The following is a 26,364-nucleotide window of genomic DNA, read 5'->3' on the forward strand; positions in this document are numbered from 1 at the left end:
ATCGTGTCGTGTGGAATGCAGTGCGGAGTCGTGATCGGGGTGGAAGGAGAGCTTGATCCATGAGTGACGATTCGCCGCCCCGGCAGCGGTGGTGGAACATCGAGGGGTGGGGTCTTCGCTGGAAGGTCACCGCAGTACTCGCTATCCCGGTAACGGTGGCGATGGTGCTCGGTGGTCTGCGCATCCAGGAGGAACTGTCCAACGCTGTCCACTTCTCGCAGGCTGCCGACCAGGTCGCGCACGTCCCTGCACTCGTCGACTTCGGTACCGCACTCGGCACTCTCGCGGGCACGACCGCGGCGGGACTGAGCACGCCGGAAGAAGTCGCACGACTCGACGAAACACTCGAGAAGGTCCGTACCGTCTCGATGAATCCCGAGCTCGACCCGGTCATCGCGGCGGATCTGACCCGCGTGCTGGCCAGCGCCGAAGCTCTCCGTGACCAGATGAAGGCCGGCCAGGTCCCGATCACCGACCTGAACCAGCGCACCACCGAGATCCGCAGCGACATGTCCAACATCGTCGGCGCGATCGTCGACCCCATCGAGGACGAAGGGGTGTTGCTCGAGGGCACCCGCCTCGTCGATGCCTGGGCCACCCAGCGTTACCTGTTCGATCAGGTCATGGGTATGGTCGCGATCCTCCGCGACCCGAATCAGCCGGGCACCGAGCTTGTTTCCGCTTCCGGAGCCGAGCTCGCCATGCTCGAGACGCTCGCGCGTTCCTACCCGCTGGCCGACGGCCAGATCGAGGAACTGCGCAACCTGGTGAAGACTCGATCCGACATGGTGGACGCGGCCGCGGACGGGCCCCTGCCGCTTCTGAACCTCCGCACGTCGATGATGCGGAGCCTCGAGATCTACGGGTCGCTGATCCAGCAGGCCACCGAGGGCATCACCACCACCGTCGAGGACCGTGCCGGGGAAACCCGCTCGGCCGCGTTGCGCGACACCGCGATCGTTCTCGCGACGCTTCTCGCCGCACTCGTGCTGGCGCTGCTGGTGTCGCGCTCTCTCGTCGGCCCGATCCGCCGGCTGCGCTACGGCGCCCTCAAGGTCGCCCGGCAGGAGCTGCCCGAGGCCGTCGACCGCATCAAGCTCGGCGACAACATCGAGGACATCGAGTTCACGCGCGTTCCGGTGCACACCACCGAGGAGATCGGCCAGCTCGCCCGCGCTGTCGACGACATGCACGGCCAGGCACTGCGTCTCGCCGGTGAGCAGGCACACCTGCGCCTGCAGATCAACGAGATGTTCGAGACGCTGGCGCGGCGCAGCAAGTCGCTCGTCGAGCAGCAGCTCGGCCTCATCGAGCGACTCGAGTACGAGGAGAAGGATCCGGGCCGTCTCGAGAGTCTCTTCCGTCTCGACCACCTCGCGGCCCGTATGCGCCGCAACGGCGACAACCTCCTGATTCTCTCCGGCACCCGGGTGCGTCGCGGCCATTCCGCACCGGTTCAGCTCGGCGACATCCTCCGCGCGGCGATGTCCGAAGTCGAGGACTACCAGCGCGTCCAGATCGGCTCGACGCCGGACGGCGCGCTCAGCGGTGCCGTGGCGACCGACATCGTCCACCTGCTCGCCGAGCTCGTCGACAACTCGCTGCGCGCATCTCCGCCGGACAGCAACGTCACGTTCAGTTTCGCGCGTGCCGTCGACGGTGGTCTGCTCGTCGAAATCGCCGACCGCGGAATCGGTATCCCCGCCGAGGAACTCGACGTGATCAACCACCGCCTGTCCCAGGGCGGCGAGGTCGGTCCCGACTCGGCGCGTCACATGGGTCTGTTCGTGGTGTCGCGGCTCGCGGACCGGCACGGTCTCACCGTGCGGCTGCGTCCGACCTTCGACACCGCGCGCAACCCCGGTATCACCGCAAGCGTGCACATCCCGGACGTTCTGCTCGTCTCGCCGCTTGCGCTGTCTCAGACGGGTCCGCAGCCGTGGCGCGGCGCCGAAATGCAGGACGACTTCCAGGAACAGCCGGCGCTCCCGCGCCCGGAGCGGGAGACGCCGCAACTACCGGCCTCGGCGCGGCACGGAAACGCGTCGGGCGAGATCCCGCAGGCCCGTCCCGCGATCTCCGGCGAGCTTCCGGCTGCGCCGGCCCGCTCGCAGGCGCCGTCGTTGCAGAAGCCCGAACAGAACGGTCACCACCACGCGGCCAACGGCCGGCCGGTGGACGGGCTCCCGCAGCGTGAGCCCGGTGCGACCCCGGGTCTGCCGCGTCGCCAGCCCGGCGCGACCCCCGGTCTGCCGACCCCGCAATCGCCTACGGCGCCTTCACCTTCGCCGGCACCGGCACCCCGGATTCAGCCCGATGCGGCCGCGGCGCTGGCTTCTGCGCTCCCGTCGCGTCAGCGGCCGCCGGTCGAGCCGGATCAGGAACGAACGGCGGTCACGCCGAGCATTTCCGATTCGGGTCTGCCGCAGCGTTCGCAGGACGCAGGTCTGCCCCAGCGTCAGCCGGGAACCACGCCGGGTCTGCCCCAGCGTTCGGTCTCGCCGCAGTCTGCACCGCCGCAGCCTGTGTCCCCGCAGCCTGTGTCCCCGCAGTCCGTGCCGCAGCGCCAGTCGCCCCCGCCGGGTCTGCCGCAGCGTCAGCCGGGTGCGACGCCCGGCCTGACTCCGGCTCCGTCGGCGTCCGGTGCGACTGCGCCGTCGGTGTCCGAGCCGGTCGCCCCGGCACCGGTCGGTGGCCTGCCGCAGCGTTCGCAGGACTCGGGTCTGCCGCAGCGTTCGCAGGACGCAGGTCTGCCCCAGCGTCAGCCGGGAACCACACCCGGTCTGCCGCAGCGGCATGCCCAGCAGCCTGTGAGTCGGCCCGAACCGGTCGTCGAAGCTCCGGTCGATGCCGCTACCCGCGCGCCCGAAGGTGGACCGATCACCGGTCTGCCGCAGCGCCGGCCCGGCGCGACTCCGGGTCTGCCGCAGCGTGAGCCGGGAGCGACTCCCGGTCTGCCGCAGCGTCACTCGGCGCCGGGCGAACCGGCCCCCACCAGTGGTGCGGCAGCCTTCGCGGGTCCTTCGACGCAGTCGGCTCCGAGCATCGCCAACGGCGACTCGGTGTCCCCGCACAGTGAGGCCAGCCAGGCCGCGCGGCATCGGTACCGGACGAACTCGGCGAAGACTGCCTCGTTCTTCCAGCCCCGTGGCGACACCGGAGCCATCCGGCGCCCACCTGCGGGCACGCCGATCTTCACCGACATGATGTCGGATTGGCTCGTCGACCCGACGAGTCTGCCGGAGGACCGACGCAAGCGAGAATGGACGTCGCCGGCTGACGCAGGATGGCAAGCGGCACAGCGCGCGACCGAGGTTCCTGTGGAGGATCACACCACCGCAGGTCTGCCTCGGCGCGCTCCCGGTCACCGGCTGGTGCCGGGTGCGGTCGAACCCGCGGCACCCGCGGAACGGCCTGCCATCCGCAGGCGCGACCCGGAATCCATCCGGGCGAACCTCAGCCGTCACCAGCAGGGCGTCCGCAACGGCCGGTCTACTGTGAACGCGACCACACGTGAGAACGACGAACAGGGAGTTCGATGAACATTGATCACGGATCCGACGTAACTCGTCCTTTGGACTGGTTGGTATCGAATTTCGCTCGCGAGGTTCCCGGTGTGTCCCACGCCGTGCTCGTGTCCGCCGACGGCCTGCTCATGGCTGCCAGCGCGCACCTTCCGGTCGACCGCGCCGAGCAGCTCGCTGCGGTGACGTCCGGTCTCGCCAGCCTGTCCAACGGCGTGTCGCAGCTGTTCGACGGCGGCGGCGTCCTGCAGTCCGTTGTCGAGATGCAGCACGGTTACCTGCTGCTCATGAGTGTCGGCGACGGCTCTCATCTGGCTGCGCTGACCGCGTCGGAGTGTGACATCGGACAGGTCGGTTACGAGATGGCGCTCCTGGTCGACCGCGTGGGAGCGTCGGTCGAGGCGACCCCGCGGGTCGGCCAGGGGTCCTGACGTCGAGGTGGCCATGGAATCGCGCAAACCTGAGTCGGTTCCGGATCAGCCCAGTCTGGTCCGTCCGTACTCACTGACTTCGGGGCGGACGAGTCCCGCGGTCGAACTGGCGTTGGAGGCGTTGATCCAGGCGATCCCGGGTACCGATGATCGGGCCCGGGACCTGGACAACATCAACGCCACCATTTTGGAGTTGTGCAAGGAGTCCCCGTCGGTAGCCGAGATCGCTGCTCGGGTGGGTGTGCCAATCGGGGTGGCACGCGTCCTCGTCGCTGATCTCGTCGAGGCCGGACATGTCCAGATCTTGGCCACGCTCAAAGACGATTCGAGCGACGCCGAGCGTCGTGAGCTGATTGAAAGGGTCCTCAGTGGACTTCGCGAACTCTAACGACCCCAAGCGGGTGACCTCGACCAAAATCGTGATCGCCGGCGGCTTCGGTGTCGGAAAGACCACGTTGGTGGGGGCGGTGTCGGAGATCGTCCCGCTGCGCACGGAAGCCTTGGTGACCAACGCCAGCGACGGCGTGGACAACTTGAGTGCTACGCCGCAGAAGGCCACGACGACCGTCGCCATGGACTTCGGTCGCATCAGCCTGGCCGAGGATCTCGTGCTGTACCTGTTCGGTACGCCGGGACAACATCGGTTCTGGTTCATGTGGGACGACCTCATCCGCGGCGCCATCGGGGCGATCGTTCTGATCGACACCCGTCGCCTGGACGAGAGTTTCGCCGCCGTCGACTTCTTCGAGGCGCGGAATCTCCCGTTCATCGTCGCGATCAACGAGTTCGACGATGCTCCGCGGTACCCGGTGGAGGACATCCGGCAGGCGCTGGCCGTCTCGGCCGAGGTTCCGATCGTCTCGATCGACGCCCGTGCGCGTGAGTCGGCGAAGTCCGCTCTGGTCACCGTCACCGAATACGCGTTGAGGAAGTTGCATCAGCCGGTGGCTCGGTAGTGGACGCTGACGTTCAGCTCTTCTCCATGGGGTCGTGGGTGGTGGTGCTGGCGTTCGCGACGTCGTCGATCGGTTTGCTGGTCGGGCTCGTGTGCGCCAGGAAGGCACGTTTCGCCGCCACCGAACGGAGGTGGCTGTCCTGGTTGCTGCTCGCCGCCTCGGCCGCCGGTGGCGTGGGGGTGTGGCTGGCGCTGCTGCTCGCCGTCGCCGGGTTCGGGGTCACCGGCAGCGTCGTGCGTCACGATCTGCTGACCATCGCGTTCTCGCTGGCGGTGGCCCTGGTGAGCTCGTTCGTCGCGATGGTCGTCTCGGTTTCCCGGGGCGGGCATTCTCCCGGCCGGCTGCTCGGCGGCGGGCTGCTGTTCGGTGCCGGGATCTGCGTGGTGTTCCTGTCCCTCATGTGGTCGGTGCGACTGCAGGGCACGTTCACCTTCGACACGACGTTCGTCCTCGCGACCGCCGCGGTGTCGCTCGTGGTGGCGTTCTCGTTCCTGTGGCTCGTCGAGGTCGCCGGTAGTTTCCTCCTGCGCCTGTGCGGCAGTGTCGTCACGGGCGCGGCGGTTCTCGGCGTCTACTTCCTCGGAATGGCGGCGGTCGACGTGACGCCGGACGCCACGATGCCGATGCCCGGCGGGACCGAGTTGTTCTCGGTCCTGTTCGTTGTGTTCGTCGTCGGCATGGTGGTCATCACGGTGCCCATCGTGCTGGCCCTCATGGACCCCGATCGGGTTGCGGCGCAACTCGAGCGGGAGGCCGACCAGTGGGTGGCCGACCGCGGTGCGAACGAGGGCGGGGCCCGGGTTCCGTAGGCGTTCCGCGTCGCGACAGCCCGCCCCTGTTTACAAACCGGTTGACTGGTATATGTTGGTCCCGCTGCCGCGGGGGGCAGAGGGCTGCAGCCCGTTTCGGCCGGTGTGGCACGTCACCACCATGCGGTTCATATTTTCGTGCCGAGGTCGAGGGTCAAGATGTCGCACGAAATGCATCACTTCTCCATGGGAACGTGGGTGCTCTTTCTCGCTTACGCCACTTCTGTCATCGGTTCGTACGTGGGCCTGTCGTGTGTCCGTCAGTCGGCCAACGCGAAGGTCGGCCAGCGTACCGGCTGGATCGCCCTGGCGGCGGTCGCGATCGGTGGTATCGGTATCTGGCTCATGCATTTCATCGGCATGATGGGGTTCGACGTCATCGGTTCGCCCGTCCGCTACGACCTGCCGTTGACGCTCTTCTCGGTGGTGCTGGCCGTCGTTGCGACCATGGTCGGTCTCTGGATTGCCGGTTTCGGGGACACGGTCCTCGACAAGATCCCGTCGGTGGCCCGGCTGCTGATCGGCGGAACGATCATGGGCCTGGCGGTGAGCCTCATGCACTACACCGGCATGGCCGCGCTCCGCATTCAGGGCACCGTCGAACACGACACGGTGTTCGTGGTGGCATCGGTGATCATCGGTCTCGTCGCGGCGAACGCGGCGCTGTGGCTCGGCCGCGTCTCCGAGAAGTTCGTCGTGCGTATCCCGGCCGCGCTGGTCATGGGCCTCGCGGTCGTCGCGCTGCACTACACCGGCATGGCCGGTGTGGAGGTCACGGTCGATCCGACCGCGCCGAGGCCGGGAGGCATGACCGTCCTGTCGCTGTTGTTCCCCGCGTTCATCCTCGGCATCCTCGTGCTGGCCCTGTCGATCCTCGTTCTCGGCCTGACCCTGAGCCGGGCCGACGTCGAGCTCGAGGAATCCGTCGCGCGGTGGAGCGCCGGGAGCGAGAACACGACTCCCGCTGCTCCCGGCAACGTTCCGACCGTCTGATCACCGGTCCCGCGGATTCCCGCGCGTAACGTGACGGAAGAAAGTGCCGTCCTTCTCGGTGTTCGCTGACCTGCACCTATAGACTCGGGTGGTTGCGAGACGTCCACCGGGCGACGGTCCCGGGCAGACGTTCGAGCCGAGTAGAAGAAGGAGCTCATGACCGACACCACGTTGCCGCCGGAGGGGCCGGGGCACGACCGCATCGAGCCCGTCGACATCCAGCAGGAGATGCAGAGCAGCTACATCGATTACGCGATGAGCGTGATCGTGGGCCGCGCCCTGCCCGACGTGCGGGACGGCCTCAAGCCGGTGCACCGCCGAGTCCTGTACGCCATGTACGACAACGGTTTCCGACCGGACCGCGGTTACGTGAAGTCGGCCCGCGCCGTCGCCGAGACGATGGGCAACTACCACCCGCACGGCGACTCCTCCATCTACGACGCGCTCGTGCGACTGGCACAGCCGTGGTCGATGCGGTACCCGCTCGTCGACGGCCAGGGCAACTTCGGTTCGCCCGGCAACGACGGTGCCGCCGCGATGCGGTACACCGAGTGCCGGCTCACGCCGCTCGCGATGGAGATGCTCCGCGAAATCGACCACGAAACGGTCGATTTCCAGCCGAACTACGACGGCCGCACCCAGGAACCGACGGTTCTCCCCAGCCGTATCCCCAACCTGTTGATCAACGGGTCCAACGGCATTGCGGTCGGCATGGCGACGAACATTCCGCCGCACAACCTGAACGAGGTCGCCGACGCGATCTACTGGGCGCTCGAGAACTTCGAGGCGGACGAGCAGACCACCCTCGCGGCCGTCATGGAGCGCATCAAGGGACCGGACTTCCCCACATCGGGTCTGATCGTCGGAAGCCAGGGCATCCACGATGCGTACACCACCGGTCGCGGTTCGGTGCGGATGCGCGCGGTCGTCGAGATCGAGGAGGACGCCAAGGGGCGCACCACGATCGTCGTCACCGAGCTGCCGTACCAGGTGAACCCGGACAACCTGATCACTTCGATCGCGACCCAGGTCCGCGACGGCAAGATCGCCGGCATCTCCGACATCCACGACGAGTCCTCGGACCGTGTCGGCATGCGCATCGTGATCACGGTCCGCCGGGACGCGGTCGCGAAGGTCGTGCTCAACAACCTGTACAAGCACACGCAGCTGCAGACCAGCTTCGGCTGCAACATGCTCTCGATCGTCGACGGGGTGCCGCGCACGCTGCGCCTCGACCAGATGATCCGGTACTACGTGACCCACCAGATCGAGGTCGTCGTCCGCAGGACCCGGTACCTGCTGCGCAAGGCAGAGGAACGCGCCCACATCCTGCGCGGTCTGGTCAAGGCGCTCGACGCGCTCGACGAGGTCATCGCCCTCATCCGCCGTTCGCAGACGGTCGATATCGCCCGTTCGGGCCTGATGGACCTGCTCACCGTCGACGAGATCCAGGCCGACGCGATCCTCGCGATGCAGCTGCGCCGCCTCGCCGCGCTCGAGCGTCAGAAGATCATCGACGAACTGGCCGAGATCGAGCGCGAGATCGACGACTACAAGGACATCCTGGCGAAGCCCGAGCGGCAGCGCGCGATCGTCCGTGACGAGCTGAAGGAAGTCGTCGACAAGTACGGTGATGCGCGCCGCACCAAGATCATCGCGTCGGACGGCGACGTGTCCGACGAGGACCTCATCGCGCGCGAGGATGTCGTCGTCACGATCACCGAGACCGGCTACGCCAAGCGCACCAAGACCGATCTGTACCGGTCGCAGAAGCGCGGCGGCAAGGGCGTCAAGGGCGCCGAGCTCAAGCAGGACGACATCGTGAAGAACTTCTTCATCACGTCGACCCACGACTGGCTGCTGTTCTTCACCACCAAGGGCCGGGTGTACCGGGCGAAGGCGTACGAGCTGCCCGAGGCCAGCCGTACCGCCCGCGGCCAGCACGTCGCGAATCTGCTGGCGTTCCAGCCGGACGAGCGCATCCAGGGTGTGATCCGCATCAAGACGTACGAGGACGCCCCGTACCTGGTGCTGGCCACCCGCAACGGCCTGGTCAAGAAGTCGCGCCTGGCGGACTTCGATTCGAACCGGTCCGGCGGCATCGTCGCGATCAACCTGCGCGACGAGGACGAGCTCGTCGGTGCCGTGTTGTGCTCCTCCGACGACGATCTGCTGCTCGTGTCGGAGCAGGGACAGTCGATCCGGTTCTCGGCGACGGACGAGGCACTGCGGCCGATGGGTCGCGCGACGTCCGGTGTGCAGGGTATGCGCTTCAACGGGGACGACAAGCTGCTGTCGCTCAACGTGGTCCGCGAGGGAACGTATCTGCTGGTCGCGACGTCCGGTGGCTACTCCAAGCGCACGCCGATGGAGGATTACCCGGTCCAGGGCCGCGGCGGTAAGGGCGTCTTGACGATCCAATACGACCGCAAGCGTGGCACCCTGGTCGGAGCGCTCATCGTGGACGATGTCGACGAGCTCTACGCGATCACCTCGGGCGGTGGGGTCATTCGTACCGCTGCCAAGCAGGTGCGCAAGGCCGGTCGCCAGACGAAGGGTGTCCGGTTGATGAACCTGGCCGAGGGTGACACGTTGCTGGCGATCGCACGCAACGCCGATGAGCCCGAGGAGGGCGCCACACCAGATGCGAAGGAGTCGTAAGTGAGCACTCCCCAAGGACCGAACGGTGCCGAGAAGGGGTCCCCGGCACCGAAGCGCCCTAACGGGCAGGAGACGGAGAACGCTCCGGCCAAGCCGGACGCCGTGAAGCCGGCGTCTGCGAAGACGTCGGGCACCGCACCTGTTCCGGATGCTCCGAAGGCCCCCGCGGGCCCGACCGCACAGTCCCCGGCGGCGAAGCAGGCACCGGCGGGTCCGGCTCCGAAGTCGGACGGTGCCGGCACGGCATCGGACAAGCCCGCATCGCCCGCCGACAAGCCGGTGCAAGTCGGTGGCACCGAGCAGACTGCGCAGCCGAACCCGGCCGCGCAGACGACGCCCACGGTCCGGCAGCCGGCGGACAAGGGCGTGAAGCCGGCGCAGCGCCCGGCGTCCGGTGGCCAGGCGCCGCCGTGGCAGCGGGGCCAGCAGACGTCGTCCGCGCCGCAGAGCACGCCGCAGACGAACCTGCCGGGCCGCGGTCAGGGTGTCGACCGGACGGTCACGGGGAACGCGGCTCCACAGCGCGGGGCGGCGCAACCGGTGAAGCCGGCAGGCGGGGCTCCGCGGCCGTCTCAGGGTGCCCCGACGACACCTGCACGACCGGTCGTGACCGGTACGGCGGCTCCGTCCGCGGCGAAGGCCAAGTCGGCCGTGATCGACGGGCCGACACGGCACATCGAACGCAAGGATCTCGCGAAGGATCTGCCGGACCTGTCGACGGTGAAGCATCCGCTTCCGGCCGCGGCACCGGTGGCGGTGGAGTCCTCCCACGCCACGACTGCCGCGCCGGCCGCGTCGGCAGCCGCCGCGGCGGTGCCGATGGCGGGGGATCCGTTGCGCGCGACCGTCCAGGTACGTCGTATCGATCCGTGGTCGATGCTGAAGATGTCCTCCGTGATTTCCCTCTCACTGTTCTTCGTGTGGATGGTCGCGGTGGGCCTGCTCTACGGCATCCTCGCCGGAATGGGCGTGTGGGAGCGTCTGAACAGCGCATTCACCGACATCGTCTCCGAATCGGGTAGTGGGGGCCTGATCACCGCGGGTCAGGTCTTCGGCTACGCCACGGTGATCGGCCTGGCCAACACCATCCTGCTGACGGCCATGGCGACGCTCGGTGCGTTCATCTACAACCTCTGCACCGATCTCGTCGGCGGTGTGCAGGTCACACTCGCAGACCCGGACTGAACTGGGAAAACGCTGCCCCGCCGGACCGATTTTGTTGTTCGCGGTTCGGTGGGGTAGTGTTCCGAATCGGTTCGAGGGCCTATAGCTCAGGCGGTTAGAGCGCTTCGCTGATAACGAAGAGGTCGGAGGTTCAAGTCCTCCTAGGCCCACTCCCCGTGCCGAAAGGGCAGCCAGCATGAAGGTTCTCGCACTCGTGGGGACCGCGGTGCTGGTGGTCATCGGAATCGCTCGGATGCTTCGGAGCGAGGACGAATGGCACGAGGTCACCAGCCGCTGACGGCGGACGGGGCCTTAGCTCAGTTGGTAGAGCGCTGCCTTTGCAAGGCAGATGTCAGGAGTTCGAATCTCCTAGGCTCCACAATCGCGATATGCAGTTCGAGGGCGTTTTCCGGGTAACCGGGAGGCGCCCTTTCTGCTTGTTCGGGCATCTGCCGGGCGCCCAGCCGTCCGCTGCCTCGATCGCACGAGCGGACGACCGGGAACCGCGCGAACGTCTACCGGGGATTCCGTCGCGGGCGTAGCTGCGCGTTCGGCAGACCGGGGGCGGGAAGCCTCGCGACCTTCCCCGTGTAGCCCTCGACCCGTCCGAACTGTTCCGATTCGCGCTGCCAGGCGTCGCGGAAACGGACGATCTCGTCGTGGCTGCGGCCCACGAAGTTCCACCACATGACGATCTCCTCGCCGAACGGGGTGCCGCCGAGCAGGACCACGCGGGCGGGGGCGTCGGTGAGGTTCGTCAGGGTCAGCGACGTCACGCCCGTGCCCACGTAGCCGAGCATGCTGCGCGACAGTTGCGTGCCGCCGAGGCGGACGGTGCCGGTGTCGACGAGGACGCCGTGCTCGAACGTCGCATCGACGTCCAGCACCAGTTCGGCACCCGCGTCGAGGGTGATCTCGGCACCGAGCAGCGGGGTGAACGTCTCCACCGGTGAGGTGACGCCGAACAAGGAGCCGAGGAACACCTTCGCGGTGGCCCCGGGCAGGACCGTCGTCTCGGGGGCGTGGTGCTGGAAGTTGCGGGGAGCGTCGCGGGCGCTGTCGGGAAGCGCGACCCACAACTGGACCCCGTGCAGCGTGGTGGTGTCCTGGGTGGAGACCTCGGAGTGGCAGATGCCGTGGCCGCCGGTCATCAGGTTGACCTCGCCGGGCCGGACCATCGCGTGCACGCCGTGACTGTCGCGGTGCTCGATCTCGCCGGTGAACAGCCAGCTCACCGTCTGCAGCCCGGTGTGCGGGTGCGGGGCCACGTCCATGCCGCCCGTCGCGGCGACGTCGTCGGGGCCGTAATGGTCGGCGAAGCACCATGCGCCGATGAGGGACCGTTGCCGCTGGGGGAGGGTCCGCCGGACCGGCATCGCGCGCGGGCCTCCGAGCGGCACCTCACGCGAGGTGATGATCTCGACGCGGGGGTGACCGGCCTCGTCGCGGGGGCACGGACCGGTCCCGCAGGTGGTCTCGACAGGGTGTACATCGGCATTGCTCATTCTTCGAGCCTGCCACCGATCGGTCGCCGATGGCCGACAATCGAACCGTGTCGAACCCCGAGCGTATCCCGATCGACAAGCAGAGCCGTGCGGTGTACCGCGCCCAGGTCGCCGTGGCGGTCGCGGTGCGGGACGCGGTCGCCGAGGCCGGCCTGGACCGCGTACTCGTCGAGCTGGTGAACCTGCGGGTCTCGCAGATCAACGGGTGCGCGTACTGCCTGGACGTGCACACCCGCGACGCGCTGAAGGGCGGTGAGAAGCCGCAACGCATCGCGGTGCTGCGGGCGTGGCGGGACACCGAGCTGTTCAGCGATACCGAGCGGGCCGCGCTGGAACTGGCCGAGACCGTGACGACGCTGCCGTCGTCGTACGAGCAGGACCGCGCCTACGCCGAGGCGCGCCGTCACCTGACCGACGATCAGTTCTCGGCGATCGTGTGGGTCGCGATCGCGATGAACGCCTTCAACCGGGTGTCGATCGTCAGCCGGCACCGCGTCGACCCCGCGTCCTGGAAATCCTGAGCCGGACGAACGTGTTGTTTCACGTGAAACAACGCTCAGGGTGAGGTGCGTTCCGACCCCAGCGCGGCCAGATTCCGGATGGTGTCGAGCACGTCGTCCAGGCTCCGGCCGGCCTCGATCAGTTCGGTGCCTTTGTAGACGAGCGCGTTGATGAACTCCGCGGTCAGCTCCGGGTCGGGCCTGCCCTGTTCGCGCAGCGCGTCGAGCAGGGGGAGCACCAGCTCCTGGTGCAGCGCGTGCATCCGCTCGTTCGTGAACGCCTGCGGAGTGAAGGTCGCGAGAACCCCGATGACCGCGTGCTCGCCGTCGGCGACGAGCCGCAGGTTCACCTCGATGTACGCGAGGACCCGTTCGGCCGGATCGTCGGCCGCGTTCATCGCCGCGACGATCTTGGCGTTCCAGCGGGGAAACATGTCCTCGACGACCGCGCGCAGCAGGTCGTCGCGCGATCCGAAATAGTGGTAGACGCTGGATCGGGCCAGACCCGCCCGCACCGCGACCTCGCCGAGGGACGGTGCCCGGTCCGGGGTTTCCGACAGCAGTTCGAGCGCGGCGTCGAGGAGGGCCCGGCGTTGCGCGGCGCGGTGTTCGACGACCGTCGCCGCGGAGATCTTCGGCACGGACCCTCCTCTCGTATCGGGCGGGTCGTCAGTCGTGCGGCCGGAGCCCGCCGTCGACCATTTCGAGGACCCGATCGCAGTGCTCGAGCACGTCGTGATCGTGCGTGACCATGATCGTAGCGACCCCGGCACCGTGGGTTTCACGGGCGAGCAGTTCCACGACCTCGTGGCTGCGTCTGCGGTCCAGCGCCGCCGTCGGTTCGTCGACGAGCAGCAGCGAGGGCCGTCCCATGAGGGCCCGTGCGATACCGACGCGCTGACGTTCGCCACCCGACAACTGCCCGGGCCGGCGGCCGGCCCGGTGGCTCATGCCGACGGATTCGAGAAGCTGGTCGGGGTCGCGTCCGGCACGGCCGGTGATCTTCTCGACGAGCCGGAGCTGGTCGCGCGCGTCGAGGGCGGGGATCAGGTTCCCGGACTGGAACACGAATCCGATGCGTTCCCGGCGCAACCGGGTGAGCTCGCGCGCCTTCAGGTCGGTGACGACGACGTCGTCGACGGTGACGGTGCCGGAGGTGGGCCTGGCCAGCCCGCCCGCGACCGCGAGGAGGCTGGACTTGCCGGCGCCGGACGGGCCGACGATCGCGACGAGTTCCCCGGCCGCGACCTCGAGGGTCACGTGGTCGAGGGCGTGCACGGTGCTGTCGCCGTCACCGAAGCGCAGGCAGGTGTCGGTCAGCGCCAGTCCGGCGCGGGTGCTGGTTGTGGCGGTCAACGGTTTTCTCCCAGTGCGGTGAGGGGGTCGACGCGGGTGATGCGAACGACGGCGACGGCGGCGCCGACGAGGCCGAGGGCGACGAGCAGCACCGCGCCCTGCAGAACGGGTCCGCTCTCGAGGGCGAACGGCATACCGGTGCCGTCCAGGCCGGAGCCGAGTCCGAGACCGACGAGCACGCCGACGGCGACGGATGCGACGAGGACGACGACGGCCTGGAGCAGGCCGTCGCGCAGCAGGAAGCCGGTGGAGGCGCCCATTGCTCGCAGCACCGCCAGTTCGCGGCTGCGCTGGACCGTCCAGATGCTGAAGAACGCACCGACGACGAGTGCGGAGATCGCGTACAGGAATGCCTTGATCATCGACATGGTCATCATCTCGGCGGAGTAGCCGGGCGAGGAGTCGAACGACTCCTCGAGTGTCTTCGATGCGGTGCCCGCGGCGGCGTCCCCGGCGGTGAGGTCGGGTAGCTCGCCGTCGAGGCCCTGAAGTGCGACAACGCTGGCTTCGCGGTAGATGTCCGGTTGCGGCTGTTCGTCTGCCTCGACACCGGCGTGGATCTCCTGCCACGTCGGCAGCGGCACGTAGGCGACGTCGACGTGCCCGAAGGTGCGCTTGTCGGCGGTGAACCCGACGACGGTCAGCTCCGTGCCGAGCCGGTCGATGACGATCGTGTCGCCGAGTTCGATGCCGGCGTCGCGGGCGCTGTCGCTGACGATGATGTCGGTAGCACCCTGCAGTGCGTTGCCCTCAGCGGCTGCGGGTTCGAGGAACGATCCGGGTTCGATGCCGAACAGGGTGAGGTCGACGGGGAGTCCGGCACCGGTCTTCGCGTTGACGATCGCGTTGCCGAACAGGGCGGCGTCCGCGACGTCGGGGCGCTCGCGCCAGGCGGCGGCCTGCTCGTCGGTGACGACGGAACGGGAGAACGCGGAGTCGGACTTGGTGCCCTCCGCGAACGCGAATGCCTGGGCGGGGGTGCGCTGCAGCGCGGAGACGCCGTCGGTGACCAGGCCCGAGGACAGACCGGAGAGGATCACCATGAGGATCGAGATGAGTGCGACGACCGCGCCCATCAGCGCGAATCGGGTGCGCGCGAACCACAGTTCGCGCAGGGTCAGGAACATGAGGGTCCTTCGCTGACGAGGTCGGTGAGGCGCGCCGAATTTGTCGACGCATCGTCGAAATCATATCGACACTCTGTCGACAACATCGGAAGGGGTGTTACTACGAGCGGTAGTAGTACCTGCGTATCCTGTGGTCATGGGTGCCGCCGAAGTCCTCGTCGCGCGGGTGCGCGGCGGGCTGACCGGCGCGACCTCCGGAGCCGTGAGCATCGCCGCGCACGCGCTCGGCGGCGGCGGTACTCCGTCCCAGAGCGCGGTCGTGTTGTTGCTCGCGACGACCCTCGCGGTCGGTGTGGTGGCCGCTGGCACCCGAATACCGGTTGCCGCGGTCCTGATCGCCGGTCAGGTGCTCGGACATCTCGTGCTCGCCCTCGACGCCGGACACACCCACGTTCCCGGGCCCGCGATGTTCGCCGGGCATGCCGCTGCGACCGCGGTGGCGGCCCTGCTCGTCGCGGCCGCCGAACGCGGGTGCCGGGTCGTGCTCGCCGCGGTGCGTCGTGTCTCGCCCGCCCCCTTCACGCCCGTCGCCGCGCCCGCCGCGGTGCTCGTTCCGCCGCGGCCCCCGGCCCTGCACGACCTGCTCCGATCCACCGGCATCGTCCCGCGCGGCCCTCCCGTCACGGTCTGACCCCCGACCCTCTTCCAGCCACGATCGCCCCGCGGGCGATCGCGCACCCCAGTGTGCGCACAGACCGATCCGGGAGACCCCCATGAAGAAGACGACGACATTCCTTGCCTTCGCCGCGACCGCCGCGGTCGCCCTCACCGCCGGATGTGGATCCGACGACCCCGCAACCGCGGCCGACACGATCGTCGTGTCGTCGGCGTGGACCAAAGCCGCCGAATCCGGCATGACCGGTGCCTTCGCCGAACTGGAGAACACCGGCGACAGCGACGTCCGTGTCGTGAGCGTCTCGAGTCCCGTCTCGAGTCGCACCGAACTGCACGAGACGGCTCCCGCCGCCGGCGGGGCGATGACGATGCGCGAGATGGACGGCGGACTGACCATCGCCGCCGGCAGCGTGCACAGCCTCGCGCCGGGCGGCGACCACCTGATGCTGATGGACCTGATCGAGCCCGTCGCCCCCGGTACCGACATCGCGTTCACCGTCACCTTCAGCGATGGGTCGTCCACCGAATTCACCTCGCAGGTCCGCGATTTCGCCGGAGCGCGGGAGGACTACGCGCCGAGCTCTCCGGAGGGGGCGAACCACGGTGGCTGAGCTCACCCGGCGCCGCCTGCTCGGTGGCGGCGCCGCCGCACTCGGCGCGATCGGGTTGGGTGCGGCCGGGATCGGATGCACCACCACGCGCGACGAGAACCCGCACATCGTCGAACTCCACGGCACCCACCAGGCGGGCATCGAAACCGATCCTCAGGCCTTCGCGTCGTTCGTGGCGCTGGACCTGCGGCCCGGCACCGACCGCCGCGCCCTGATCGGGGTCCTGAAGGTGTGGGCGCAGGACGCGTACCGGCTCACCACCGGCATCGCGGGCCTCGGCGACACCGAACCGGAACTCGCCGAGGACCCGGCCCGGCTGACCGTCACCGTCGGATTCGGCCCCGGGGTGTTCGGCCCGGCGATTCTCGACCCCGCGTACGCGGCGACGTCGCGGCCGGAATGGTTGCGGCCGCTGCCTACGTTCGGGATCGACCGGCTCGAGGACCGCTGGAACGGTGGCGACCTGCTGCTGCAGGTGTGTGCCGACGATCCCGTCACGCTGGCGCACGCGGTGCGCACGTTCACCCGGACCGTGCGTTCGCAGGTGTCGGTGCGGTGGGTTCAGCGCGGCTTCCGGCACGCCCCCGGCACCCGTCCCGAGGGCGCGACGATGCGCAATCTCATGGGGCAGGTGGACGGCACCGTCAACCCCGGCCCGGGCAGCCCGGAATTCGGGAGCCGGGTGTGGAACCCGGGATCGCCGCCGTGGCTGGCGGGCGGTTCGTCGCTGGTGTTGCGACGCATCCGGATGGAACTCGACACCTGGGACGAATTGGACCGTCCGGCAAGGGAACTCACGGTGGGTCGCGCCCTGTCCACCGGTGCGCCGCTCACCGGCACGGCCGAGCACGACGATCCCGATTTCGACGCTGTCGACCGGCACGGCATCCCCGTGATCCCACCGGAATCGCACGTGGCGCGTGCCCGGCCGCGCAACGCGGACGAGCAGTTCCTGCGCCGCGGCTACAACTACGACGACGGCGACGGGGCAGGGCTGCTCTTCGCGGCCTACCAGGCCGACGTCGATCGGCAGTTCGTGCCGGTGCAGCAGCGCCTGGCCGACCACGACGCACTGAACCCGTGGATCACCCCCATCGGTTCCGCGGTGTTCGTGATCCCACCCGGGTTCGGTGCCGGCGGCTATCCCGGCGAGACACTGTTCGAGAGCTGAGAAACCCCGATGGCGGTGCGGAAACGGGGTTAGCCTGGACAGGTGACCGAGGTATCACCGCGGCGAGAAGGTTTCGCGTCGCTGCGGGAGGGCGGACTCAACTGGGACGCCTTCCCGCTGCGGCTCTTCGCGAAGGGCAACGCCAAGTTCTGGGATCCCCGCGACCTCGACTTCTCGCAGGACGTCGCGGACTGGGCGGACCTGAACAGCGAACAGCAACGCAGCACCGCCTATCTGGTGACGCACTTCGCGGCGGGGGAGGAGGCGGTCACCCAGGACATCCAGCCGTTCCTGCGCGCGATGGCCGCCGAGAACCGGCTCGGCGACGAGATGTATCTGACGCAGTTCTGCTTCGAGGAGGCCAAGCACACCCAGGTGTTCCGGCTGTGGATGGACGCGGTGGGACTGACCGGCGACCTGCTGCCGTACGTCGCGGAGAACCCGCACTACCGGGCGTTGTTCTACGACGAACTACCCGATTCGCTGGGGATCCTCGAACGCGACCCCAGCCCGGCGAACCAGGTCCGCGCGAGCGTCACCTACAACCATGTCATCGAGGGCAGCCTCGCCCTGACCGGTTACTACGCGTGGCAGAAGGTCTGCACGACCCGCGGCATCCTGCCCGGCATGCAGGATCTCATCCGCCGGATCGGCGACGACGAACGTCGCCACATGGCGTGGGGAACGTTCACGTGCCGCCGGCACGTCGCCGCCGACGACGCGAATTGGGATGTGGTGCAACAACGTATGGGGGAGTTGCTGCCCCACGCGCTCGGAGTGATCCAGTGGATCAACGATCAGTTCGAGGAGCAGCCGTTCGGGCTGGATCCCGAGGAGTTCGTGGCCTACGCGGCCGATCGGGCGCAGCGCCGGCTCGGCGCGATCGAATCCGCGCGGGGCCGTCCGGTCGAGGAGATCGATCTGGATTACACGCCCGAGACGCTCGAGGAGAAGTTCGGCGAGGAGGACGCCGCCGAACTCGCAGCGATCGGCGAGAAATCTTCGGACACAGACTGATTCACAGAAGCAGCACCAGCAGGAGCGCGACGGTCAGCACGACCCCCACCAGGATCGGAACCAGCGGCTTCCGTGACGGCTCGTCGTTGTGGTCGTCTTCCGCCGCCTCGGTCCCGGTGTCGTCCTGCTGGTCCGGGGGGACGGCGAGCAACCGCGCGGCGACCACGTCGTTCTCCCCGGCCTCGAGCATCTCCTGTGCCCGGATGCGCGCGAGGCCACCGGTGAGCACATCGGTGGCCTCGTACGACGGGGGAAGACCGATCCGGGCGCTCTTCGTCTCCCGGGCCGGCACGAAACCGGCAGCCAGGATGGCCGCGCCGAGCGCGGCGGTCTGCTCCGGGCCCGGACCGACGAGGGTGCGGACCGTCAACTTCGTCGAGATGCTGTTCGCGATCTCCTGGATGTGCGAGCGGTCGCGGGCGACGAGACCGTCGCCCATCACGACGACCGCATCGAGATTCGGCGGCAGCCATCCGAACGAGCCGAGCGCGGTCGCGAGCTGCGCGGCCGGCGACGGTGCGCCCTTCGTCGGTACCCGGAACGCCTTCCCGGCCGGCACCCCGGACCGCACCAGCGTCACCGTCGACCCGGCGTCGTCGACGTGGAAGACACCGATGAGCTGGCCGGGGGATTCGGAGATCTCGGAGGCGTACCAGGTCGCGGCGCCCTGCGCGTCCGACACCAGGTCGACGTGCCGCAACTCCGCGTAGTCGAGCGCCGCCCGCAGCGACGCGACGGTCGCGGGGTCCCAGTGCGACGGGTAGGTCGCGGTGTAGCCGGGCTCGGTTCCGTCGTCGGCGCCACCGAACGCGGGCAGCGGCTGGGTTTCGCTGAGCAGACACTGGATCGCGGTCGCCATCGCGTCCTCGGACCGGTACACGCGACCGTCGCTCGCGGTGACACCCGCGTTCTCGCCGACGCGGGCGAGGAACCCGGCCAGGGTGCGGGCCTCGTTGTCGGAGGAGCGGGAACCGAGGGACGTGGTGCCGTCCTCGTCGATGTGCAGGACGGTGTCGCGTGCGATGACGACCGGATCCTGGGTACCGGGTTCGTTGGACGCGACCACCGCCGTGGACACGACCCTGCCGATCCGGAGCCCGACTCCGATTGCCATGACAGCCCTCTCCCCTCACAGGTAACGAACCGCATACATCTTGCTACCGAAACCGGCGTTCCGGGCTCATACCGGGCAGTATCCGTGTTACGGCGTGTCGGTACGGACCGGACGGTTTCACCCATACACTTCCCGAATGAGTGCCACCACGCACGCCAGGGCGTTCGCCCGATCCTTCCATCCGGTCGGTCTCGCGTTCGCGCTGCTGTTCTTCGTGTGGTCGATGACGCCCTCGCTGCTTCCCCGTGCGTGGTACCTGCAGGGCGTCGCCACCGGTATCGGTATCGTCACCGGCTACGGCATCGGCTGCCTGATCGCGTGGGTGCTGCGGCGTTGCGGCGTGCACCCGGACTGGTCGCCGCGCACCCGGCGTATCGGCTGGTGGGTGCTCGCCGGGGTCGCGGCCGTGGTGGTCCCGACGTTCCTGGTTCTCGGCTCGTGGTGGCAGCAGATCGTCCGCGACCTCGTGCACACGGAGCGGGTCGAGCGGTCCCTGTATCTCCCCGTGCTGCTGATCGCACTCGTGGTGGCGTTGCTGCTGCTGATGATCGGGCGGGGTCTGCGGGCCGGCACCGACAGGCTCACGCGATTCGTCGACCGGTACACGCCGGCACCGGTCGCGCGGGTGACCGCGCTGGTGATCGTCGTGGCGCTGGTCGTCGTGCTCGTCAACGGCGCACTGTACCGGGGGATTCTCGGTGCCGCGGAGGAGGCGTCCGCGGTCGCGGACACCGGAACCGCGGAAGGGGTGCAGCAACCGACCGCACCGGAACGGTCCGGATCGCCGGAGTCCGCGGAGGCATGGGACACCCTCGGCCGGGAGGGCCGCACCTTCGTCGCCGGCGGACCGGACGCCGCGCAGATCGAAGCCGTCACGGGCCGTCCCGCCCTCGAACCGATCCGGGCGTATGCGGGCCGGGTGTCGGCCGACACGGTCGACGGCATCGCCGAGCGTGTCGTGGCGGAGCTGAAGCGCACCGGCGCGTTCGACCGCAAGACTCTCGCGGTCGTGACCACGACGGGCCGCGGCTGGGTCAACGGGAGCGTCGCCGACTCCTTCGAATATCTCAACGGCGGCGATTCGGCGATCGCGGCGATGCAGTATTCCTACCTGCCGAGCCCGCTCGCGTTCATCGCCGACCGGGAGTCCCCGCAGCAGGCGGGCCGGGCGCTGTTCGAGGCCGTCCACGACGTGTGGCTCGCTCTTCCCGAGGATGCGCGTCCCGCGCTGGTGGTGTTCGGCGAGAGTCTCGGATCGTACGGCGGGCAGTCCGCGTTCGCCTCGGGCTCGGACCTGGTCGCGCGGACCGACGGAGCACTGCTCGTGGGCACGCCCAATTTCTCGCAACCGTGGGGCCGGATCACCCAGCAGCGTGATCCCGGGTCGCTCGAGCGGCTGCCGATCGTCGACGAGGGTCGCAACATCCGTTTCGCCGCGCACCCGGACGACGCGAATCTGCCCGGGGCGTGGGAATTTCCGCGAATCGTGTTCTGGCAGCACGGAAGTGACCCGATCACCTGGTGGTCGTTCGATCTGGTGCTCCACAAGCCCGATTGGCTGCGCGAACCGCTCGGGCCCGATGTGGATCCCGGGATGCGCTGGATTCCGTTCGTGACGTTCTGGCAGGTGACCCTGGACATGGTGTTCTCCGCAGAGGTGCCCGACGGGTACGGCCACTCCTACGGTCCGGAGGCCGCGGACCTGTGGGCGGACATCCTCGCCCCGGAGGGATGGACGCAGGCGGACACCGACGCCGTTCGCGCCGCACTGGGCGGCTGAACTGGGGCTTCGGCGATCTTCCAGCAGGCCGACAGGATCTTACGCGCCGGTAAGTTACGTGTTACAGTCCGTAACGTTTGTGCCCTGCGGCACACACTTCTCGAACTCGAACACGGAACATCTGGGGGGAATATGGTGATCGGCCGAGTCGGACGCTGGATTTGCACGGCGGTGACATCCGCCGCGGTGGTAGGAAGCGTGCTCGCTGCTCCCGCGATCGCCCATGCCGAGGGCGACTTCTACACGCCACCGAGCCCGCTGCCTGCCGGCAACCCCGGTGACGTGCTGCGCAGCGAGCCCTCGGACCTCGCGATCCGCGTCCCCACGACGAACGGCGTATTCCCCGCGCAGGGCACCCGCATGTTGTACCGCAGCAACGATGCCAACGGAGTCCCGAACGCGGTCGGCGGCACCTACCTCGAACCGTCCACCCCGTGGGCCGGCCCGGGCGAACGTCCGCTCGTCGTGCTCGCACCCGGTACCCAGGGCCAGGGCGACCGGTGCGCGCCGTCGAAGGCACTGAACTACCTGGTGGACTACAACCCGCCGCTGGACCTGTTCACCGAATACGAACTGCTGTCCATCAACGTGATGCTGCTGCAGGGCATCGCCGTCGTCGTCACCGACTACGACGGTCTCGGCACGCCGGGTCACCACACCTACGTCAATCGTCTCGCCGAGGGACACGCGGTCATCGACGCGGCGCGCGCGGCGCAGCAGCTTCCCGGCACGTCCATCCCGGACAACGGCCCGGTCGGCTTCTTCGGGTACTCGCAGGGCGGCGGTGCGGCCGCGTCGGCCGCCGAGCTGGCGCCCGACTACGCCCCCGACCTGGACCTGCGTGGCGTCTACGCGGGTGCGCCGCCGGCCGACCTCGCCGCGACTCTCGCGCAGATCGACGGCACCGCCCTGACGGGCGTGATCGGTTACACGATCAACGGCCTGCAGAATGCGTACCCCGAGATCACCGACGAGATCGATGCCGAGATCAACGACCACGGCCGGGAGATGCTGACCCAGGTCGCGAACGAATGCGTCCCCGAGACGATCTTCCGTCACGGTTTCCAGCGCACCAGCGACTACACCAAGTCGGGTGAGCCGCTCTCCGTCGTCCTCGAGCGACTGCCCCAGGCGAAAGCGGTCGTCGACGCCCAGCGCATCGGCCGCCTGAAGCCGCAGGTCCCGGTGTTGCTGCAGCACGGCACCCAGGACGACGCCGTTCCCTACGGCCAGGGCCGTCAGCTCGCGCTGGACTGGTGCGCACAGGGTGCGACCGTCCAGTTCTCGCCGAACCCGACCCCGCCGATCCTGCCGGGCTTCGTCGTCAACCACCTGTCGCCGATGGTGACGGGCATGCCCGAGTCGGTGTCGTACATGGTCGACCGTTTCCACGGCGAGCCGGCACCCTCGAACTGCGGCGGATTCTGACCTCCTGACGGAAGGCCCGCACTCCACGGAGTGCGGGCCTTCACCGTTCCCGGTCTTTCGTTCCCGGTCTACTGCGTCCGGTTCCGGGTCTCGGTGAAGTGGCGTGCCAGGTTCTCCGCCGACGACGGCCCCGGCTCCCAATCCGCGATCCACGGCCCGGTGCCTTCACTGATGTCGATCACGCCGTGCTCGAGCCAGGTGTACCTGCCCTCGAGCACGCTGCCGGTCAGCGTCCGGTCGGCGTCGTCGGTGTTCGTCCACAACTCGTCGAACAGTGCGTCGACGCGCACCCGCGCCTGACGGCAGAAGACGCCCGCCAGTTCGAACGCCCCCGCCGCGTCGGGATGCCCGTCGGCGCGTTGCCGTTCGGCGCGCACACACACCGCCGCCATCGCGAACAGCTCGGCGCCGATGTCGACGATCCGGCCCAGGAAGTTCTGCCGCTTCTCCAGGCCCGCCTGCCACCGCGCCATCCCGTAGAAGGTGGAGCGGGCGAGCTTGCGGGAACTGCGCTCGACGTAGCGCAGATGCTGCGCCAGGTCGCCGAATTCGGAGAACGCGGTCGGCAACTGGCCCTTTCCGGCGACCAGCTTGGGCAACCACTTCGCGTAGAAGCCGCTGGCCTTCGCGGCAGCCTTCGCCTTGTCCTCGACACCGGCCTTCGGATCGGCGAGATCGCCGGCCGCCCGCAGGTGCGCGTCCACGGCTTCACGGGCGATGAGCAGCCGCATGATCTCGCTGGATCCCTCGAAGATCCGGTTGATGCGCAGGTCGCGCAGCAACTGTTCGGCCGGCACCGCCCGTTCGCCGCGCGCCGCGAGTGACGCGGCCGTCTCGTAGCCGCGCCCGCCGCGGATCTGGATGAGGTCGTCGGCGATCCGGCAGGCCGTCTCGCTGGCCCACAGTTTCGCCAGGGCCGCCTCGATGCGGATGTCGTTGCGGTTCTCGTCGCACATCTGCCCGGACAGTTCGACCACGGATTCGAGCGCGTACGCGGAGGCCGCGATGTAGGAGATCTTCGCGGCGACCGCGGCGTGCTCACCGACCGGCCGACCCCACTGCACCCGCTCGGAGGACCATTCGCGGGAGATTTTCAGGGCCAGCTTCCCGGCCCCGGCGCACATCGCGGGGATCGCGAGGCGTCCCGCGTTCAGCGTGGTCAGGGCGATCTTCAGGCCGTCGCCCTCCCGGCCGATCAGGTTCTCCTTCGGAACCCGCACCCGATGCATCCGCGTGAGGCCGTTCTCGATGCCTCGTAGTCCCATGAAGGCATTGCGGCGTTCGACGGTGATGCCCGGCGAGTCCGCTTCGACCACGAACGCGGAGATCCCGCCGCGGTGACCGTCGCTGCGCGGCACCCGGGCCATCACGACCAGCAGCTCGGCGACCACCCCGTTGGTGGTCCACAGCTTCACGCCGTCGAGTTCGTACGCCGCGCCGTCCTCGATCGGAGTCGCGGTCGACGCGAGCCGGGCCGGGTCCGAGCCCACGTCCGGTTCGGTGAGTAGGAACGCCGAGATCGCGCCGCGCGCGCAGCGCGGCAGGAACGCCTGCTTCTGCTCGGGCGTGCCGGCCAGCTTCAACGGTTCCGGAACGCCGATCGACTGATGCGCCGACAGCAACGCACCGAGGCTGGGATGCACACACGCGACGAGCATCAACGCGCGGTTGTAGGCGACCTGTGACAGTCCGAGGCCTCCGTACTCCGGTGCGATCTTCATGCCGAAACAGCCGAGTTCGGTCAGCCCGGCGACGTACTCGTCGGGGATCCGCGCGTCGCGTTCGATGAGGGCGCCGTCCATCTCGAGGCAGAAGCGGCGCAGCTTCGTCAGGAATTCCTGGGTGCGGGCGTCCTCGTCGGGTGTGGGACGGGGGAACGGGTGGACGAGGTCGAGAGTGAGCCGGCCGAGGAACAGTTCCTTGGCGAACGAGGGCTTCTCCCATCCGGATTCGCGGGCCTCCTCGGCCACCGCCCGGGCTTGTTCTTCGCTGATCTGGACTGGTTCTGGCATCGCGGGCCTCCCCGATCGGGTTTCCTACTCGCCAGTATCCACGTCGATGTGACGTAAAACACGTGATCCGGAATATCGGTACCGGCCGGTAACCCGCGGTCGCCGTGGCATGTGAACGGAATCACGGCCTGCGGGCGATTGTGAGCCCTGCCGGGGCGCCGCGGAATCCGTAGTCTGGGCGACGTCGACGCAGACACCCCCGACCGTCCACTTCCCCCGGCGATGCCGGGCCGCCGACGGAGGCGTCACATGGAAATCATTGCCGCAGTACCGATCCTGTTCGTACTCCTCGCAGCGCTCTACGTCCTGTCCTGCTACATCGTCGACCGCCAGATCCGCGTCACGGCACGCGAGATCGACCAGCAGACCGAAAACGACGACCCGGTCACCTGTACGTAGGGTGACCGGATCGCGGACCCGAACTCGACCGGATAGACGTCAGTCCGTGCCCTCCGACACCGACGGAACCCGATCGGACACAACCTGATCGACGCGCGGCGGCTCCGCCGCCACGGGCGGATGCTCGAACCGCCGCGCCCGGAAGAACACCACGCCACCGGCGACGACCGCCCCGACCGCACCGGCCACGACCAGAGCCTTACGGCCGCGGCCGGTACGGGCGGCGGCGGGCTCGGACACCAACGCCACCACGTCGGTGGAAGAAGTACGACGCGCGCGGTTCGCCACCGACTTCGCGAGATCCACCGACCTGCGGGCCACGAACAGCCCCGCAGTCAGAGAACCATGCGCTAGCGCGAGCGCACCCTGACCCACCACCTGCAGCGCACCGCCGATGCTGGTCGATCCCTTCAGCGGATACACGAGCCCGGTGTCGGATCCGCCGTGACTGCTGGACTCTCTCGAACGCGTCATCGTTCCACTGTGACACAGGTGCGGTCCCCGCACTGTGACACAGGTGCGGTCCCCGCACGGCGACACAGGTGCGGTCCCCGCACGGCGACACAGGTCCCGCCGCGACACAGGTGCGGTCCCCGCACGTGCCCCGGTTCGGGCACTCGCCCCGCTCGGGATGTCCGGATGGCACGATGGGGAGGTGACTTCACCTCATCAGACCGCCACCGCCACGCTGCACACCAACCGCGGCGACATCGTGATCTCGCTGTTCGGCAATCACGCCCCCAAGACCGTCGAGAACTTCGTCGGCCTGGCGGACGGCTCCAAGGAATACAAGACGCAGAACGCCAAGGGCGAGGCCAGCGGTCCGTTCTACGACGGCGCGGTCTTCCACCGTGTCATCGACGGCTTCATGATCCAGGGTGGCGACCCGACCGGCACCGGTCGCGGCGGCCCGGGCTACCAGTTCGGCGACGAATTCCACCCGGAGCTGCAGTTCGACCGTCCGTACCTGCTCGCCATGGCGAACGCCGGCCCGGGCACCAACGGCTCGCAGTTCTTCATCACCGTCGACCGCACGCCGCACCTCAACCGTCGCCACACCATCTTCGGTGAGGTCGTCGACGAGGCGTCGCGCAAGGTCGTCGACGCGATCGCGACGACCGCGACCGACCGGGCCGACCGCCCCGTCGACGCCGTCGTCATCGAGAGCATCACCATCGCCTGAGAAGGATC

Annotated in this window: 24 protein-coding genes and 2 tRNA genes; 19 read left to right on the top strand and 7 right to left on the bottom strand. The window is 68.6% G+C overall.

Annotated features, from left to right (window positions below):
• The first annotated feature begins 59 nt into the window (after positions 1–59).
• From A8G15_RS11570 to A8G15_RS11615, 10 genes are all read left to right on the top strand, one after another.
• Entirely contained in the window at positions 60–3,542 is a 3,483-nt protein-coding gene (locus tag A8G15_RS11570) for a sensor histidine kinase (RefSeq protein WP_068159206.1), read from the top strand.
• Complete coding sequence (locus A8G15_RS11575) at positions 3,539–3,955, top strand: roadblock/LC7 domain-containing protein (protein ID WP_068159208.1); 417 nt, start codon at positions 3,539–3,541, stop codon at positions 3,953–3,955. The genes A8G15_RS11570 and A8G15_RS11575 overlap by 4 nt, the downstream gene beginning before the upstream one ends.
• Positions 3,956–3,968: 13 nt before the next feature.
• Positions 3,969–4,343 carry a DUF742 domain-containing protein gene (locus A8G15_RS11580; protein ID WP_068159286.1) on the top strand — a complete coding sequence of 125 codons (375 nt, stop codon included), beginning with the start codon at positions 3,969–3,971 and terminating at the stop codon, positions 4,341–4,343.
• A 13-nt stretch (positions 4,344–4,356) separates the two neighbouring features.
• A complete protein-coding gene (locus A8G15_RS11585) occupies positions 4,357–4,911 on the top strand; it encodes a GTP-binding protein (RefSeq protein ID WP_068159210.1) in 555 nt (184 codons plus the stop codon).
• On the top strand, positions 4,911–5,720 hold the full coding sequence (locus tag A8G15_RS11590; protein ID WP_082899824.1) for an MHYT domain-containing protein: 810 nt from the start codon (positions 4,911–4,913) through the stop codon (positions 5,718–5,720). Before A8G15_RS11585 ends, A8G15_RS11590 begins: the two co-directional genes overlap by 1 nt.
• 159 nt (positions 5,721–5,879) lie before the next feature.
• Positions 5,880–6,713: an MHYT domain-containing protein gene (locus A8G15_RS11595; protein WP_068159212.1), complete on the top strand. Its 834-nt coding sequence runs from the start codon at positions 5,880–5,882 to the stop codon at positions 6,711–6,713.
• 156 nt (positions 6,714–6,869) lie between these two features.
• Complete coding sequence (gyrA, locus tag A8G15_RS11600; protein WP_068159214.1) at positions 6,870–9,374, top strand: DNA gyrase subunit A; 2,505 nt, start codon at positions 6,870–6,872, stop codon at positions 9,372–9,374.
• The gene (locus A8G15_RS11605; RefSeq protein WP_068159216.1) at positions 9,375–10,559 is read left to right on the top strand and encodes a DUF3566 domain-containing protein; all 1,185 of its coding nucleotides are present in this window, start codon (positions 9,375–9,377) and stop codon (positions 10,557–10,559) included.
• A 75-nt stretch (positions 10,560–10,634) separates the two neighbouring features.
• Positions 10,635–10,708, top strand: a tRNA-Ile gene (locus A8G15_RS11610).
• 136 nt (positions 10,709–10,844) lie between these two features.
• A tRNA-Ala gene (locus A8G15_RS11615) sits at positions 10,845–10,917 on the top strand.
• Between the two features lie 136 nt (positions 10,918–11,053).
• On the opposite strand, the gene A8G15_RS11620 is transcribed toward A8G15_RS11615, so the two are convergent.
• Positions 11,054–12,043 (bottom strand): pirin family protein, encoded by a 990-nt coding sequence (locus A8G15_RS11620; RefSeq protein ID WP_068159218.1) that lies wholly within the window; start codon positions 12,041–12,043, stop codon positions 11,054–11,056.
• A gap of 29 nt (positions 12,044–12,072) precedes the next feature.
• Between A8G15_RS11620 and A8G15_RS11625 the strand changes: the two genes are divergently transcribed.
• Entirely contained in the window at positions 12,073–12,564 is a 492-nt protein-coding gene (locus A8G15_RS11625) for a carboxymuconolactone decarboxylase family protein (RefSeq protein WP_068159220.1), read from the top strand.
• 35 nt (positions 12,565–12,599) lie between these two features.
• On the opposite strand, the gene A8G15_RS11630 is transcribed toward A8G15_RS11625, so the two are convergent.
• Genes A8G15_RS11630 through A8G15_RS11640 form a run of 3 tightly spaced genes read right to left on the bottom strand, consistent with a single transcriptional unit; the run spans position 12,600 to position 15,026 of the window.
• Positions 12,600–13,184: a TetR/AcrR family transcriptional regulator gene (locus A8G15_RS11630; RefSeq protein ID WP_068159221.1), complete on the bottom strand. Its 585-nt coding sequence runs from the start codon at positions 13,182–13,184 to the stop codon at positions 12,600–12,602.
• Between the two features lie 28 nt (positions 13,185–13,212).
• Positions 13,213–13,899: an ABC transporter ATP-binding protein gene (locus A8G15_RS11635; protein WP_068159224.1), complete on the bottom strand. Its 687-nt coding sequence runs from the start codon at positions 13,897–13,899 to the stop codon at positions 13,213–13,215.
• Complete coding sequence (locus tag A8G15_RS11640) at positions 13,896–15,026, bottom strand: ABC transporter permease (protein WP_068159225.1); 1,131 nt, start codon at positions 15,024–15,026, stop codon at positions 13,896–13,898. The genes A8G15_RS11635 and A8G15_RS11640 overlap by 4 nt, the downstream gene beginning before the upstream one ends.
• A gap of 136 nt (positions 15,027–15,162) precedes the next feature.
• Between A8G15_RS11640 and A8G15_RS11645 the strand changes: the two genes are divergently transcribed.
• From A8G15_RS11645 to A8G15_RS11660, 4 genes are all read left to right on the top strand, one after another.
• Positions 15,163–15,657 (top strand): hypothetical protein, encoded by a 495-nt coding sequence (locus A8G15_RS11645; RefSeq protein ID WP_068159227.1) that lies wholly within the window; start codon positions 15,163–15,165, stop codon positions 15,655–15,657.
• Positions 15,658–15,739: 82 nt separating this feature from the next.
• The gene (locus tag A8G15_RS11650) at positions 15,740–16,252 is read left to right on the top strand and encodes a copper chaperone PCu(A)C (protein WP_068159229.1); all 513 of its coding nucleotides are present in this window, start codon (positions 15,740–15,742) and stop codon (positions 16,250–16,252) included.
• The gene (locus A8G15_RS11655; protein ID WP_068159231.1) at positions 16,245–17,423 is read left to right on the top strand and encodes a Dyp-type peroxidase; all 1,179 of its coding nucleotides are present in this window, start codon (positions 16,245–16,247) and stop codon (positions 17,421–17,423) included. Before A8G15_RS11650 ends, A8G15_RS11655 begins: the two co-directional genes overlap by 8 nt.
• A gap of 42 nt (positions 17,424–17,465) precedes the next feature.
• Positions 17,466–18,440: a R2-like ligand-binding oxidase gene (locus tag A8G15_RS11660; RefSeq protein WP_068159232.1), complete on the top strand. Its 975-nt coding sequence runs from the start codon at positions 17,466–17,468 to the stop codon at positions 18,438–18,440.
• Between the two features lies 1 nt (position 18,441).
• Here the strand turns inward: A8G15_RS11660 and A8G15_RS11665 are convergent, their stop codons facing one another.
• Positions 18,442–19,554, bottom strand: a complete 1,113-nt coding sequence (locus A8G15_RS11665; RefSeq protein ID WP_068159234.1) for a hypothetical protein — start codon at positions 19,552–19,554, stop codon at positions 18,442–18,444.
• A 136-nt stretch (positions 19,555–19,690) separates the two neighbouring features.
• Between A8G15_RS11665 and A8G15_RS11670 the strand changes: the two genes are divergently transcribed.
• A complete protein-coding gene (locus tag A8G15_RS11670; RefSeq protein ID WP_211270150.1) occupies positions 19,691–21,334 on the top strand; it encodes an alpha/beta hydrolase in 1,644 nt (547 codons plus the stop codon).
• 132 nt (positions 21,335–21,466) lie between these two features.
• On the top strand, positions 21,467–22,762 hold the full coding sequence (locus A8G15_RS11675; protein ID WP_068159236.1) for a lipase family protein: 1,296 nt from the start codon (positions 21,467–21,469) through the stop codon (positions 22,760–22,762).
• 68 nt (positions 22,763–22,830) lie between these two features.
• Here A8G15_RS11675 and A8G15_RS11680 read toward each other — a convergent pair whose 3' ends face one another.
• Complete coding sequence (locus A8G15_RS11680) at positions 22,831–24,774, bottom strand: acyl-CoA dehydrogenase family protein (protein WP_068159238.1); 1,944 nt, start codon at positions 24,772–24,774, stop codon at positions 22,831–22,833.
• Positions 24,775–25,023: 249 nt separating this feature from the next.
• On the opposite strand from A8G15_RS11680, the gene A8G15_RS30570 reads away from it, so the two are divergent.
• Entirely contained in the window at positions 25,024–25,173 is a 150-nt protein-coding gene (locus A8G15_RS30570) for a hypothetical protein (RefSeq protein ID WP_156665346.1), read from the top strand.
• A gap of 39 nt (positions 25,174–25,212) precedes the next feature.
• Here the strand turns inward: A8G15_RS30570 and A8G15_RS11685 are convergent, their stop codons facing one another.
• Entirely contained in the window at positions 25,213–25,647 is a 435-nt protein-coding gene (locus tag A8G15_RS11685; protein ID WP_156665347.1) for a hypothetical protein, read from the bottom strand.
• Between the two features lie 181 nt (positions 25,648–25,828).
• Here A8G15_RS11685 and A8G15_RS11690 point away from each other — a divergent pair, with 181 nt between their 5' ends.
• On the top strand, positions 25,829–26,356 hold the full coding sequence (locus A8G15_RS11690) for a peptidylprolyl isomerase (RefSeq protein ID WP_068159289.1): 528 nt from the start codon (positions 25,829–25,831) through the stop codon (positions 26,354–26,356).
• Positions 26,357–26,364 lie beyond the last annotated feature (8 nt).

Source organism: Rhodococcus phenolicus, from assembly GCF_001646785.1.
GTDB classification, from domain to species: domain Bacteria; phylum Actinomycetota; class Actinomycetes; order Mycobacteriales; family Mycobacteriaceae; genus Rhodococcus; species Rhodococcus phenolicus.

What these genes read in the sequence shown, in the direction of transcription:
- A8G15_RS11570 (WP_068159206.1), top strand. Translation starts at nt 60, where the DNA reads ATGAGTGACGATTCGCCGCCCCGGCAGCGGTGGTGGAACATCGAGGGG.
- A8G15_RS11575 (WP_068159208.1), top strand. Translation starts at nt 3,539, where the DNA reads ATGAACATTGATCACGGATCCGACGTAACTCGTCCTTTGGACTGGTTG.
- A8G15_RS11580 (WP_068159286.1), top strand. Translation starts at nt 3,969, where the DNA reads ATGGAATCGCGCAAACCTGAGTCGGTTCCGGATCAGCCCAGTCTGGTC.
- A8G15_RS11595 (WP_068159212.1), top strand. Translation starts at nt 5,880, where the DNA reads ATGTCGCACGAAATGCATCACTTCTCCATGGGAACGTGGGTGCTCTTT.
- gyrA (WP_068159214.1), top strand. Translation starts at nt 6,870, where the DNA reads ATGACCGACACCACGTTGCCGCCGGAGGGGCCGGGGCACGACCGCATC.
- A8G15_RS11620 (WP_068159218.1), bottom strand. Translation starts at nt 12,043, where the DNA reads ATGAGCAATGCCGATGTACACCCTGTCGAGACCACCTGCGGGACCGGT.
- A8G15_RS11625 (WP_068159220.1), top strand. Translation starts at nt 12,073, where the DNA reads ATGGCCGACAATCGAACCGTGTCGAACCCCGAGCGTATCCCGATCGAC.
- A8G15_RS11640 (WP_068159225.1), bottom strand. Translation starts at nt 15,026, where the DNA reads ATGTTCCTGACCCTGCGCGAACTGTGGTTCGCGCGCACCCGATTCGCG.
- A8G15_RS11645 (WP_068159227.1), top strand. Translation starts at nt 15,163, where the DNA reads ATGGGTGCCGCCGAAGTCCTCGTCGCGCGGGTGCGCGGCGGGCTGACC.
- A8G15_RS11650 (WP_068159229.1), top strand. Translation starts at nt 15,740, where the DNA reads ATGAAGAAGACGACGACATTCCTTGCCTTCGCCGCGACCGCCGCGGTC.
- A8G15_RS11665 (WP_068159234.1), bottom strand. Translation starts at nt 19,554, where the DNA reads ATGGCAATCGGAGTCGGGCTCCGGATCGGCAGGGTCGTGTCCACGGCG.
- A8G15_RS11670 (WP_211270150.1), top strand. Translation starts at nt 19,691, where the DNA reads ATGAGTGCCACCACGCACGCCAGGGCGTTCGCCCGATCCTTCCATCCG.
- A8G15_RS11675 (WP_068159236.1), top strand. Translation starts at nt 21,467, where the DNA reads ATGGTGATCGGCCGAGTCGGACGCTGGATTTGCACGGCGGTGACATCC.
- A8G15_RS11680 (WP_068159238.1), bottom strand. Translation starts at nt 24,774, where the DNA reads ATGCCAGAACCAGTCCAGATCAGCGAAGAACAAGCCCGGGCGGTGGCC.
- A8G15_RS30570 (WP_156665346.1), top strand. Translation starts at nt 25,024, where the DNA reads ATGGAAATCATTGCCGCAGTACCGATCCTGTTCGTACTCCTCGCAGCG.
- A8G15_RS11685 (WP_156665347.1), bottom strand. Translation starts at nt 25,647, where the DNA reads ATGACGCGTTCGAGAGAGTCCAGCAGTCACGGCGGATCCGACACCGGG.